Here is a 13,717-nt window from a genome sequence, read left to right on the forward strand (position 1 = left end):
AGATTTTCCTCCTTATCGCTCAGGTCAAAGCGCTCTTTTCACAACCTAATCCACGGTATTCAAAAGCCAACTCCTTGAAATAAGAATGGATTTTTCACAACCTTATCTACGGTGTTCAAGAAGCAACTCCTCAGCAATAAGTTCTAGATTTCCAAAATATGAGAAGCTATTTTAGAAATCTAGTTCTTATTTGCTCGGAGCTGTACGCTTCTTACACAACCTCTTTTCAAAACCTCTTTTTTTCCACGCAATACAAAATCGGTGGGTTGTTTTTTTGATTGATGAATTGGTATTTTAGGACATTGTATTTTTCTTGTGGTAGTGATTGGCAATAGTCTTGCACCATATCTAATTCTTTTTCGCCGCCTTCATGACCGTAATAGACGACCATGATCATCCGACCTCTTGACACGAGGCGTTTGAGGATTTCTTCCATTGCTGTACGAGTGGTTTCAGGTAGGGTGATGACTGATTTATCGCTTTTTGGTAAATAGCCTAGATTAAAGATGCCTGCTTTGATGGGTTGTGCTTCATCGACTACTGTACCTAGTGTTTCATGACCTTGTAAAAACAAAGAGGTACGGTCGAGTAAATCTTGTTCGGTAAGCTTACTTTTAGTAGAAAGCAAGGCCTCTTTTTGAATATCAAAACTATAGACATGTCCAGTTTTGCCAATTTTTTCAGCCATGAAGACTGTGTCATACCCATTTCCCATGGTGGCATCGATGACGTGGTCACCAGGCTGGAGGATTTCTTCTAATAAAGAGTGGCTAAAGTGCAATGCCGTCTGTAACATCAGCTGAGTACTCCTTCTCTTATATTGAATTTTCCTTGGTAGCTATCGCGACGAATAAGTTCATCATCTATTGCGTTCAAGACTTCCCATTTTTTTAGACTCCACATAGGACCAATCAGTGAATTCCACGGTGCGTCACCTGTTAAACGGTGGATAATGATTTCTTTAGGGATCATCTCTAATTGATCGCAAATAACGTTGACATAATCGGGGCGACTCATCAATTGCAATCGTCCTTCATGATAGTCACGCAACATTTTTGTTTTACGCATCAAGTGCATCAAGTGAAGTTTGATTCCTTGGATATCCGAATCTAAAATCGTTCGGCGAACATTCTCCCGCATCATGTCCAATGTTTCCCCAGGTAACCCATTGATCAAGTGGGTGCAGACACGAATATCATGTTTGCGTAACTTCGCCACACCATCTAAATAGGTCTGATAGTCATGGGCACGATTGATCAGAGTGGAGGTTTCTTCGAAGGTTGTTTGTAAGCCTAATTCTACCCACAAATAAAGACGTTGATTTAGCTCTGCTAAATAATCCACCACTTCATCTGGCAAACAATCAGGGCGGGTCCCAATGGATAATCCAACAACACCAGGTAAATTGATTACTTGTTCAAATCGTTCTCGGATCACTTCGACAGGAGCGTGCGTATTGGTGAAATTTTGGAAATAAACGATATATTGTTCCACACCAGGCCATTTTTTATGCATCATATCGATTTCTTTGTGAAACTGGATAGGTAATGGATCTTCTGGAGCGACGATCATATCTCCTGAACCAGAAACACTACAAAAAGTACAGCCACCATGAGCGACTGTGCCATCACGATTCGGACAATCGAAACCGCCGTCTATCGGTACTTTAAAAATCTTGCCACCAAACTCATTTCTTAAAGCATAGTTCCATGAATGGTAACGTTTGTTTCCATCTGAATAAGGAAAGTCCATAAAAATCCTTCTTTCTAAAGGTCACGAGAAGTCTTCTCGTACCCCTTTAAATATCTAAAAAATAATTGTTGAAATGTTAATGTTAATCTATCGTTTGCAGTTCAATCTGTTCCTTTTTTTCTCTATAGGTTGGATAAGTGAGAAAGAGCCAACTTAGGCTAAGCAAATATCCACCTAAAACATCACTTGGGAAATGGACACCTAGATATATTCGGCTTGCACCAACACTTACTATAATAAACACCAACAGAAGTTGAAGCAATGTGGCAATTCCCTTTTTCTTGATCAAGGTAGGGAGTAAAAATAAAAGTGTCCCGTATAAAATCATACTTGCAGCAGAATGCCCACTAGGAAAGCTGTAACTGTGTTCAACAACTAAGTGAGGAAGAGTAGGACGTAACCGCATTACGAATAATTTGATCAATGGATTGATGATTCCGGCTATCACGACAAAATTAGTCGCAAACCAAATCAGTTCAATGTGTTTTTTCTTCCACCACAAAAATGCCAGAACAAGTAAAAATACAACAATCACAGTCTGTGCATTTCCGAATGTTGTGATAAATAGCTGGTAGTGGTTCCAATCAGGATAAGGGGTGCGTATGATTTCAGTTATTGTTTGATCAAATCCTGATAATAAGTTGATCCGATATTTAACAATGTAGCCTAATATGAAAAATAGGAATAAAAAAAGAGTGCCGACTACATGAAAAGTTGTTTTTTGTTTCATAAGTTTCCTCCTTTTCAGCAATAATTCATTATAGCATTCTTAGACTTATAAAAAACTTTCATATCTGTTATGTGAGTTAAAAATATACGCAAAAAACAGCATTTCTATTTGGCAATAGGCCAATGTAATCACTTAGACATTTTCAGGTAATATAACCGACATACTTATTTTCATAAAAGACAGCGATGCGTTTAGCTGAAAACACGCAGTCTAGTCATACCAACGTTTTATTTTTTCCTACATATGGAAAATTACGAAAAATTACAGTCTGGTTACAATAAGGATAATGAGTCTTAAATAACTTTTAATAAAGTTTAAGAGAAGTTATAATTGTTATAATAGTAGAGAAATGGTAAAAAGAATTTGGAGGATAGAAGATGGAAAACATTGCAAGAAAGGAACGCAGACGTTTAGAAGAGACCAAGCGATTCCGCAAAGTAAAACGTAGTGCCGCGCTAGTCGGTACTGCAATGGTAGGCTGTTCTGTAGCGGCACCTTTGATACAACCAGTGCCAGTAAATGCTGATCAAACGCCAACTCAGTTTGGTGCAAGAATCAATACTGCAGCATTTATTACGGAAATCGCGACTTATGCTCAACCAATTGCACAAGCCAATGATTTATACGCCTCCGTGATGATCGCCCAAGCGGTCGTTGAAAGTGGTTGGGGTAGTAGCGCGTTGTCCCAAGCACCGTATCACAATTTATTTGGTATCAAGGGTAGCTACCAAGGACAAACCGTTTATATGGATACACTTGAATACTTGAACAATCAGTGGGTGACTAAGAAAGAACCATTCCGTCAATACCCTTCTTTTGCGGAGTCATTCAGTGATAACGCCTATGTTTTACGTAATACTTCATTTGGTAATGGCTATTATTATGCAGGTACTTGGAAAAGCAATACGAAATCCTATACAGATGCAACAGCTTACTTGACTGGACGCTATGCAACAGACCCAAGTTATGCTGGAAAATTGAACAATATCATTTTAACTTACGGCTTAACAAAATATGATACACCAGCAAGCGGTAATGCTGGCGGTGGTGCGACGACTGGTGGCAACACAAATACTGGAAATACGGGTAGTAACGCCAATACAGGGAGTACCGGAACTACTTCAACAACCTATACAGTCAAATCGGGTGACTCTGTCTGGGGAATCTCTAATTCATTTGGCATCAGTATGTCACAGTTGATCGAATGGAACAATATCAAAAATAATTTTATTTATCCAGGACAAAAGTTAACGATCAAAGGTGGTCAAACGACTGGTTCTTCAACAAATAACTCTGGAAATAATACCAATTCTTCTGGAAACAGTAATACTTCTGCAGGTACTGGTCAAACTTCTGGTGCAAAATATACAGTCAAATCAGGCGATTCTGTTTGGAAGATCGCAAATGACCACGGTATCTCAATGAATCAACTGATCCAATGGAACAATATCAAAAATAATTTTGTTTATCCAGGGCAACAATTGATTGTGTCAAATGGGGGAAGTTCTTCTTCCACTACGACGAATACTGGGAACGCATCAAGTAATTCAAATAATGCAGGGAGCGCGGCAGTTTCTGGTACCAAATATACGGTCCAATCAGGTGATTCCGTCTGGAGCGTGTCCAATAAATATGGTATCTCAATGAATCAGCTGATCCAGTGGAACAACATCAAAAATAATTTTATTTATCCAGGACAACAATTAGTCGTTTCGAATGGTTCTTCAAGCAGTTCAGCGACGACCGACCAAACTGCGACAAATAATACCAATACGAATACAGGTGCAACAACGAATACAGGAAGTACCTATACAGTCAAAGCGGGTGAGTCTGTCTGGAGTGTTGCGAATAAAAATGGTATTTCGATGGATCAATTGATCCAATGGAACAATATCAAAAACAATTTCATTTATCCAGGGCAACAGTTGATCGTTAAAGGTGGAAATGCCGCAACTAGCACGAACACTTCTTCAACTACAGCAGCAACAACGCCAAGCACGCCGAATACCTCGAATACGACAAGTACTGCATCAACTGGCGATACGATTTATACAGTCAAAGCAGGAGAGTCTGTTTGGGGCGTTGCGAATAAGCACAATATCACGATGGATCAATTGATCCAATGGAACAATATCAAGAATAATTTCATTTACCCAGGGCAACAAGTAATCGTCAAAAAAGGGACTACTCAATCTGCACCAACGACTGGGCAAAAAACATATACGGTCAAAGCGGGAGAATCTGTCTGGGGAGTCGCAGATAGCCATGGCATCACGATGAACCAACTGATTGAATGGAACAATATCAAGAACAATTTCATTTATCCAGGCCAACAATTGATCGTAGCAAAATAAATGCTTGAACCACTCAAATAATAATTGAACTTATGTCATTTATTTGTTACTATGAACCTACACTTTTAATAAACCAACGTTTGAAAAGGAAGTAGTAAAAAGACGAAAGTTTTAGAGAGCACATGGCTGGTGGAAATGTGTACGGACTCTTTTGAACTCGCCTTTGAGTTGCATCTGCTGAAAATAGAAGTAAGCAGAGGCGGTGACGACCGTTACAACGTTCGAGGCCTTTTCAAAAAGGCAAAGTTAGGTGGTACCACGTAGTTTACGTCCTATAAAAAGAGCAATCTTTTTATAGGATTTTTTTGTTTTCTTTGATTAGAAAACAGGCGAATGGATTGCTCGTGCAAAGACATTCGTTGTATTCATCTTTATAAGATGAAAAATAGAGCAGGGGGATAGAAAATGAGTTATAACCATAAAGAAGTTGAAAAGAAATGGCAAAAATATTGGGCAAAAAACAATACCTTCAATACCCATGACGATCATGAAAAACCTAAATTCTATGCATTGGATATGTTCCCATATCCATCTGGACAAGGTTTGCACGTAGGACATCCAGAAGGCTATACAGCAACAGATATCCTTTCTCGTTTCAAACGAAGCCAAGGGTTCAATGTATTACATCCAATGGGGTGGGATGCGTTTGGTCTTCCCGCAGAACAATATGCGTTGGATACTGGAAATGATCCTGCTGAATTTACCCAAAAAAATATTGAAACATTCCGACGTCAAATTAATTCTTTAGGGTTTAGTTATGACTGGAACCGTGAAGTCAATACAACTGATCCAGAATATTATAAATGGACACAATGGATCTTTACAAAATTATATGAAAAAGGCTTAGCGTATGAAGCAGAAGTAGCTGTGAACTGGGTGCCAGAGCTGGGAACAGTTATCTCAAACGAAGAAGTTATCGACGGAAAAAGCGAACGTGGGGGCTACGATGTCGTACGCAAACCAATGCGCCAATGGATGTTGAAAATCACAGCTTACGCAGATCGCCTTTTAGATGATTTAGAGTTAGTTGATTGGCCAGAAAGCATCAAAGAAATGCAAAGAAATTGGATCGGTCGCTCAGTCGGAGCAAACGTAGAATTTAAAGTAGCTGGTACAGACAAAACGTATACGGTCTTTACGACACGTCCCGACACGTTATTTGGCGCAACTTATTCTGTGTTAGCACCAGAACTTGACTTAGTGCGAGAAATCACAACGCCTGAACAAAAAGAAGCAGTCGAAGCTTATATTGAAGAAACAGCTAAAAAATCGGATCTTAAAAGAACAGATCTAGCGAAAGAAAAGACGGGTGTATTTACTGGAGCGTACGCTATCAACCCTGTCAACGGGAAAGAAATCCCAATTTGGATCGCAGATTATGTGTTAGCTTCTTATGGTACAGGCGCAATCATGGCAGTACCTGCGCATGATGAGCGTGATTATGAATTTGCTAGAAAATTTGATTTAGAAATCATGCCAGTAATTGAGGGCGGAGATATCTCAGAAGCTGCGTATACAGAAGATGGTGCGCATATCAATTCTGATTTCGTAGATGGAATGAACAAACAAGAAGCAATCGAAAAAATGAACATGTGGTTGGAAGAACATGGTGTAGGTAAAAAAGAAATCAGCTATCGTTTACGTGACTGGTTGTTTTCACGTCAACGTTACTGGGGTGAACCAATTCCGATCATCCATTGGGAAGATGGAACAGTCACTGCTTTACCAGAAGAAGAACTACCTTTACGCTTACCTAAAACGGAAAACATCAAGCCTAGTGGAACAGGGGAGTCACCACTTGCGAACATTGATGAATGGGTCAATGTGACCGATCCTGTAACAGGTAAAAAAGGACGTCGTGAAACCAATACGATGCCACAATGGGCAGGCAGTTCATGGTATTACTTGCGTTATATCGATCCACACAACAAAAAAGAACTAGCCAATTACGAAAAATTAGAACGTTGGTTACCAGTAGATATCTATATCGGTGGAGCAGAACATGCGGTACTTCATTTGTTGTATGCACGTTTCTGGCATAAATTCTTATATGATATCGGTGTCGTTCCAACAAAAGAACCATTCCAAAAACTATATAACCAAGGAATGATCCTAGGCGAAAACAATGAAAAAATGTCTAAATCTCGTGGGAACGTAGTGAATCCTGACGATGTTGTAGCTAAATATGGTGCGGATACATTACGTTTGTATGAAATGTTCATGGGCCCATTAGATGCATCGATTGCCTGGAGTGAAAATGGTTTAGAAGGTAGCCGTAAATTCTTAGATCGTGTTTGGCGCTTGATCGTAGACGAAAACAACAAAATGCGTGATCGTATCACTACTTTGAACGATGGCAAATTAGATAAAGTGTATAACCAAACAGTGAAGAAAGTAACGGAAGATTATGAAACACTGCATTTCAACACGGCAATCTCTCAATTGATGGTCTTTGTTAATGAAGCCTATAAAGTAGATGCTCTTCCTTACGAATATATTGAAGGTTTCGTTCAGTTGCTTGCACCAATCGCACCACATATGGGAGAAGAACTATGGGCGATCCTAGGCAATGAAGGTGGTATTTCTTATGCTAAGTGGCCAACATATGATGAAGCTGCTTTAGTGGAAGATGAAATCGAAGTCGTTTTCCAAGTCAACGGAAAAGTTCGTGCAAAAGCCAATGTTACTCGTGACCTAGCAAAAGAAGATTTGGAAAAACTAGCCTTAGAAAATGAGTTGATCAAAGAAAATATCGAAGGAAAAACAGTGCGTAAAGTGATCGTGGTGCCAAATAAATTGGTCAATATTGTAGCAAACTAAGAAATTCGGCAATACAGCTAGAAAAAAGTAACTATATTAGCATTAGCAGAATCAAGGGATAAAAATTAAAAAAAGACGATATCCCGCCATTTAGAGCCGGAAAAAGTATTCATACTTTTTCCGGCTCTTTTTTGCTTCACAAGGTATTATTTTACCAATCTGTCGGTAAAAAAAGATTTTCTTATAATGATAGAATCATGGATAATTTTAGTGTGGGGATTTTATGACGTTTGGGGGGATGTACGAAAAATAAGAGAACCGTTGATTTTTGTAAGTCATCGTTTCGGTGAGTAGCTATACTTGAATGAATAAGAAAAAACAATGCTTTAAGAATAAGATGATTTTAGATAGGCTCATGATGTTCGAACTAGAAAGGGGGACAGAACATTTGCAAATGAAAAATTTTAGAACAATAGCCACTTCGCTCTTATTATTCCAACACTGTCTTTTTCCAGTCACCATTTTTGCAGAAGAGGTACCAGTTGAAATTGACACGGAATTGGTTCAGCGTTTACAAGAGCAAAATGAACTACCAGCGATCGAAAGTAGCCCTCCAACGACGGAAGCGACCACGGAAGAACCTGTACATACGGAACCTGCTGAAGTACCAACTACAGAGGAGTCGAATCCAGAACAACCGGAACAATCTGAACAACCGAAACAACCAGAAACGGTAGAGACTACGGAACCACCTATACCGGAAACATCTGAAGAAACAGTAGAGACGCCCACTCCTTCTGCAGAAGACTGTAAAGAAAGTAGTGAAGAAAATGGACTACCTTCGCCAGTTTTGCCAAAAAAGGAGGAGACAGAACAGCTGATGGTCTTGCCAGAAGCGATGCGGATGAGCACTTACTCGTTACCTAACCTTAACACGTATCGCCCTTATTTAGTCAATAATGGAAAAAGTGCTTATATTGAGGATAAGATGCAGAAAGCTACAAATAGAAAATTGACTTTAGGAGCAGAAGCAGGAGCAGTTCAAAGATTTACAGTCACTTTTGACACGTATGCGATGGTGCAAGGCGTGGGGAACGATTGGATTTCTTGGATCGCTAGTAATTTGAGCACAGCACCTGATTATTATTTTAAGCAGATGTACTATGGAAATCATCCATCTTTCTCAAATCCATATACGTTGAATAATCTGAGGTGGTCCGGTGTGCCGTCTTATTTGTCTGTTACGGCAACACCAACTATTAGTGGTCGTCAAGTGACAATCAATGTGCTGGTGACAAGGCTAGAAGCCACTAATAGTAATACGAATGAAAAGGATACTATACGCCTTTTAGGAAATTTAACAATGGGGACAACTGCTGTTGCACCAGAGGTCAATAACTACTCCAAAAAAATCGCAGATGTGAATTATTCTGATGCAGTTATCGGAGAGATAATCGTGAATAATCCAAAACCATCTGTCGTGATCAAAGACAGCGTTGATGTAGAAGCTACTAGGAACGCTTTGTCTCAAGATACGATCAAATCCTGGTTTACTACACTGCCGTCAAATTCGAATGACTACACGTTTTCCGCAACAGGTCCAGCTAGTTGGGCACCTGGTGCAACAGGAACTGCTACAGTGGTTATGAAACATAATTCGAATGGTACGACACAAACATTCACTACTCGGTATACTGTTAGAGATACGCAAAAGCCGACAGCTACAGTCAAAACTCAAGGAGTTTAAATTGAAGCCCGCAGAAGTGGAGATTGGACACGAGCAGATTTAATGAAATTCATTGATGGCGATTTACAGGATAACTGGAGCTTGCCAGAAAATATTCGAATCGAAGCAACAGATAACAATGGGATTTATCCGCTTGCAGGAAGAGCACCTGGTAATACTTGGGCTTACCTTGATATATATGATGAAGCTAAAAATAAAAATGGCAACTATGCAGAATTCAAAATTGTAGACACCCAAGCACCAACAGGAACTGTAAAAAGTGAAGTTGAGATTGAAGCCCGCAGAACTGGAGAACTGAGCCAGGCAGAATTACGGGGATTCATGGCGACACTAAGTGACAATTGGACGTTACCAGAGAATATAAAAATCCATTTAGTCGATGGAAACGGAACAGCAGCAACAGTTGCCGGTAAGGCACCAGGGACCCACGCTTTTTATCTTCAACTAGAAGACGAAGCAGGGAATAAATCTTCTCGGATGGCGGTACGGATACGGATTGTAGATACGCAACGTCCGACAGGAACTGTAAAAAGTGGAACAATCGACATTGAAGCTCGTAGAAGTGGAGAACTTAGCCAAGCGGAATTACGGGGATTTTTTACAACGATGAGCGACAACTGGACATTACCAGAGAACTTGAAAATTCATTTAGTCGATCCTTCTGGTACCCCATTATCCATTGCCGGTAAGGCACCACTTTCTACTTTCTTGGGCTATATACGTTTGGAGGATGAAGCAGGGAATACGTCATTAAATCCTAGCACAACGATACGTATTGTAGACACCCAAGCACCAACAGGAACATTGAACACTGTGGTACCAGCTTTTGAGTATCGTACTCAAGGAGATTGGAGTAGAGAAGAACTGTTGACTTTCTTTACTGGGGAACTCTCTGATAATTGGTCAGAGCATAAAAATATCACGGCTACGATGGATCGATCAATCATTGATTTCTCGCCAAGTATTAATTTACAACAGGCAACATTGACTTTGACCGATGAGGCAGGCAACAAACGATCGTATCCTGTCCAATTCTTATTGACTTCCTTTGTGATTCAACCCAACGTGGTTATCCAAGCACAACGGATGCCTGAACTATCTAAAGAGACGATCAAATCGTGGTTCCAAGGTTTACCTAGTATGGTAGATGAGCACTATGATTTCTCGACACCTGAATCAGCAAATGGATGGGAACCTGGAAAATCAGGACAAGCAAATGTTACGATCCGTAACAAAGTAACCAATACGACCCAACTGCAAACAACAAACTATACAGTCGTTGATACAGAGGCACCTAAAGGAACAGTAAAATATAGACATACAATCGAAGCAAATCGATCACGGGATTTCACGCAAGAAGAATTACGTCAGATTTTTCAAAGTTTGTCGGATAATTGGAGCCTTCCTGAAAATATTACATTGAAAACAAGTAACTTAGCTGGATTAAGCCCCAATGTTTCAGGATACCATTATCTATTGAAAATTACTGCGGCTGACGAAGAGAAGAATAGTCGGGTTTTTGAGAATGTTGCCGTTGTGATTAAAGATACGCAAGCGCCAACAGCAACAATCAAAGGCGAAACAATCGCTGTCGAAGCTCGCAGAACTGGTGGATTGACACGTGAAGAACTTCTTCGATTTGTAGATGGTGGTCTTTCCGATAACTGGTCACTGCCTGCTGATATTTCATTGTCAGTAGTCGTACCTCAAGGAGCTGGGTATGTTGCGATGGACGTCAATCAAAAACCAGGAACAGTCATTACAGGACATTTATTATTGACGGATGAATTCGGAAATCAGACGATCCCTGGTCCTAAGAATCAAGTAAGCTTGAACATTCGTGACACGCAAGTACCAACAGGGACTGTCAGACAGGATGTGAGCGTTGAAGCCCGCAGAAGTGGGGATCTTAGCGAAACAGAATTACATGGATTTATGGCAACGATGAGCGACAATTGGACATTAGCAGAGAATATGAAAGTATATTTAGTTGATGCGGGCGGTATGGTGACGACAGTTGCGGGGAAGGCACCAGGTACGCATACTTTTTATCTTCAACTGGAAGATGAAGCGGGGAATAAGTCCGCTCGAATGAGTGTACAGATACGTATTGTGGACACCCAAGCACCAGCAGGAACTGTAAGATCGAGTGTTGATGTCGAAGCTCGGAGATCTGGTGAACTAAGTCAAGAAGAATTAAACAGAATCGTTATAACGAAGGACGATAATTGGACGTTAGCTGAGAATATAAAAATACGTTTAGTTGAACTCAATGGGTCAGCATTTCCAATTGCAGGATATTCTCCTGGAGCCATCGTCAATGCTTATATTCAACTGGAGGATGAAGCAGGAAATAAGTCTAATCTGATGAATCTAGTAATAAACATCGTGGATAGGCAAGCACCAACAGGAACTGTAAAAAGTGAAACAATCGATGTGGAAGCTCGTAGGACTGGTGAATTAAGCCAATTAGAACTACAGCAATTTTTCACAATGATGAACGACAGTTGGACATTACCTGAGAACTTGAAAGCTCATTTAGTCAATGTTACTGGAGCAGAGGTATCGATTGCGGGTTATAAACCGGGTACAATAGTTCCTAGTTTCAACTCCTACATCCAGTTGGAAGATGAAGTAGGGAATAAGTCGATGTTGATGCCAATCACACTACGCATCGTGGATACACAATCTCCAGAAGGAAGAGTTAAAACAGCCAGAGTGACGATGGAAGCAGATCGATCGAGGAATTTCACACAAGAAGAATTGCGTCAATTTTTTGAAGAGTTATCAGATAACTGGAGCTATCTCGAAGATATCACTTTGAAGAGCTCAGGTAGTTTATCTTCACTAGGTCCAAATACTGAAAATAACCATTATGTATTAGCAATCACAGCAACGGATGAAGAGAAAAATAGCAAACGTTTTGAAAGAGCCTTGATTCGGATAAACGACACGCAAGCGCCAACGGGAACTGTAAAAAATGAGCATATGGATATCGAAGCTCGTAGAACTGGCAATTTAAGCCAAGCTGAACTTCGTCAATTTTTTACGTCTGTAAATGACAACTGGACGTTATCTAAGGATATAAAATTCCATTTAGTCAATGCAGACGGATCAGCAACATCTATTGCAGGGATGAATCCAGGAACTTCGCTTGATGCGTATATCCAACTGGAGGACGAAGCAGGCAACAAGTCCTCGCCAATGAAGATATCCGCAAATATTGTGGACACAACAGGACCACAAGGAAAACTGAAAGAAAATTTAGCCTTCCAAAAAGGGAGTACAGAACTAAATGCAAGAGATTATTTAGATGGGGAACCTTCCGATAACTGGACGGCACCAGAAGCAATCAAAGTAACGGTAGTCTATGAAAATAATACACAATTCACCGATTTAACTGTAGGAACACACAAGTTTGTCCTTACTTTAGCGGATGAATATGGGAATACAACAGATATTTCAGGTGAATTAGAGATCAAAATGAATATGAAAGGGTATGTCGATGTGACGATCCCAGCGCGTATTTCTTTTGCTGAAAGTAAAGAAAGTGGTGGAATCGTATCACCAAAATATCAAATCCAAAACAACTCTAATGAAGAACTGACTGTGTCAGTGGCGTCTATGACGAGTCAGTCTCAAACAGAGAAGCTAACAGACATTGATCTTTTAATGTCTAATAACTACAACGATTCTACGATTCCTTTGATTGAGAACGGTCAAAATCTATCACAGAAAACAGAGTTAGTGACTTTACCGAAAAAAACAAGTTCCTTTGCTTTTTCACTTTACGGTACAGTAGGCCAAAACTTTGATTTTGATAGTTTGACTGATCCGTTGAAGCCGCAGTATGCTTTACAATTCAATTTTGCGATAAACTAACATTGTTAAAAGGTGTGTGATCACTTGTGGTCACACGCTTTTTTTGTACATTCATTTGTACGTTCAAGAGAATGTAATTCCTTTCCTTAATGATACGGAAGTTTTTATTTTGAAAAGCAAGCGCTTACTCTGTAAACTCTTAGATAGAAAAAATAAAACATAAGGAGTGGAGAACAATGAAAAAAGCATTGATTATTTGCGCAGCAGGGATGTCATCTTCTATGATGGCGTCAAAGGCAACAGAACTATTTAAAGACAAAGGCGAAGACATTATGGTAGATGCTGTTTCTGCTACCGAAGGTGATAAAATGATCAAGAACAGTGACTTTGATTTATTCTTGATCAGCCCTCAAACCACAATGTTTCTGGATAAATTTGTTAAACTAGGTAAAACGGTGGATAAACCAGTAGTAAGCATTCCATTTCAAGCTTATGTACCCATTCCATCCGGCATCCAAAATTTGGCAGGGCTAATTGAGGAGAATATTTAAT

The 13,717-nt window shown here is 39.8% G+C and carries 8 protein-coding genes and 1 other annotated feature; of the genes, 5 read left to right on the forward strand and 3 right to left on the reverse strand.

Annotated features, from left to right (window positions below; genetic code table 11):
* Positions 1-226: 226 nt before the first annotated feature.
* The 3 genes from IGI47_RS02600 to IGI47_RS02610 form a co-directional block, all read right to left on the reverse strand.
* Positions 227-796, reverse strand: coding sequence for a class I SAM-dependent methyltransferase (locus IGI47_RS02600; protein WP_438783231.1), 570 nt, complete (start codon positions 794-796; stop codon positions 227-229).
* Positions 796-1,752 carry a TIGR01212 family radical SAM protein gene (locus IGI47_RS02605; RefSeq protein ID WP_438783232.1) on the reverse strand — a complete coding sequence of 319 codons (957 nt, stop codon included), beginning with the start codon at positions 1,750-1,752 and terminating at the stop codon, positions 796-798. The genes IGI47_RS02600 and IGI47_RS02605 overlap by 1 nt, the downstream gene beginning before the upstream one ends.
* Positions 1,753-1,834: 82 nt before the next feature.
* Entirely contained in the window at positions 1,835-2,482 is a 648-nt protein-coding gene (locus IGI47_RS02610; RefSeq protein WP_311930899.1) for a phosphatase PAP2 family protein, read from the reverse strand.
* 377 nt (positions 2,483-2,859) lie between these two features.
* Here IGI47_RS02610 and IGI47_RS02615 point away from each other — a divergent pair, with 377 nt between their 5' ends.
* The 5 genes from IGI47_RS02615 (at position 2,860) to IGI47_RS02635 (ending at position 13,716) form a co-directional block, all read left to right on the forward strand.
* Positions 2,860-4,836: a muramidase family protein gene (locus IGI47_RS02615; RefSeq protein WP_311930898.1), complete on the forward strand. Its 1,977-nt coding sequence runs from the start codon at positions 2,860-2,862 to the stop codon at positions 4,834-4,836.
* Between the two features lie 70 nt (positions 4,837-4,906).
* Positions 4,907-5,114 (forward strand) — a binding site (T-box leader).
* 127 nt (positions 5,115-5,241) lie between these two features.
* Positions 5,242-7,656, forward strand: coding sequence for a leucine--tRNA ligase (gene leuS / locus IGI47_RS02620; protein WP_311930896.1), 2,415 nt, complete (start codon positions 5,242-5,244; stop codon positions 7,654-7,656).
* A gap of 394 nt (positions 7,657-8,050) precedes the next feature.
* A complete protein-coding gene (locus IGI47_RS02625; RefSeq protein WP_438783233.1) occupies positions 8,051-9,343 on the forward strand; it encodes a hypothetical protein in 1,293 nt (430 codons plus the stop codon).
* Between the two features lie 42 nt (positions 9,344-9,385).
* Positions 9,386-13,225, forward strand: coding sequence for a hypothetical protein (locus tag IGI47_RS02630; RefSeq protein WP_438783234.1), 3,840 nt, complete (start codon positions 9,386-9,388; stop codon positions 13,223-13,225).
* A 176-nt stretch (positions 13,226-13,401) separates the two neighbouring features.
* The gene (locus IGI47_RS02635) at positions 13,402-13,716 is read left to right on the forward strand and encodes a PTS cellobiose transporter subunit IIB (protein WP_005877971.1); all 315 of its coding nucleotides are present in this window, start codon (positions 13,402-13,404) and stop codon (positions 13,714-13,716) included.
* The last annotated feature ends 1 nt before the right edge of the window (position 13,717 follow it).

The sequence above is a fragment of the Enterococcus sp. AZ191 genome (genome assembly GCF_051713845.1).
Lineage (GTDB): Bacteria > Bacillota > Bacilli > Lactobacillales > Enterococcaceae > Enterococcus_B > Enterococcus_B durans.

Excerpts from the sequence above, each read along its gene's own strand:
- IGI47_RS02635 (WP_005877971.1), top strand. The coding sequence starts at position 13,402 with ATGAAAAAAGCATTGATTATTTGCGCAGCAGGGATGTCATCTTCTATG.
- IGI47_RS02625 (WP_438783233.1), top strand. The coding sequence starts at position 8,051 with ATGAAAAATTTTAGAACAATAGCCACTTCGCTCTTATTATTCCAACAC.
- IGI47_RS02610 (WP_311930899.1), bottom strand. The coding sequence starts at position 2,482 with ATGAAACAAAAAACAACTTTTCATGTAGTCGGCACTCTTTTTTTATTC.
- IGI47_RS02600 (WP_438783231.1), bottom strand. The coding sequence starts at position 796 with ATGTTACAGACGGCATTGCACTTTAGCCACTCTTTATTAGAAGAAATC.
- IGI47_RS02630 (WP_438783234.1), top strand. The coding sequence starts at position 9,386 with ATGAAATTCATTGATGGCGATTTACAGGATAACTGGAGCTTGCCAGAA.
- IGI47_RS02615 (WP_311930898.1), top strand. The coding sequence starts at position 2,860 with ATGGAAAACATTGCAAGAAAGGAACGCAGACGTTTAGAAGAGACCAAG.
- leuS (WP_311930896.1), top strand. The coding sequence starts at position 5,242 with ATGAGTTATAACCATAAAGAAGTTGAAAAGAAATGGCAAAAATATTGG.
- IGI47_RS02605 (WP_438783232.1), bottom strand. The coding sequence starts at position 1,752 with ATGGACTTTCCTTATTCAGATGGAAACAAACGTTACCATTCATGGAAC.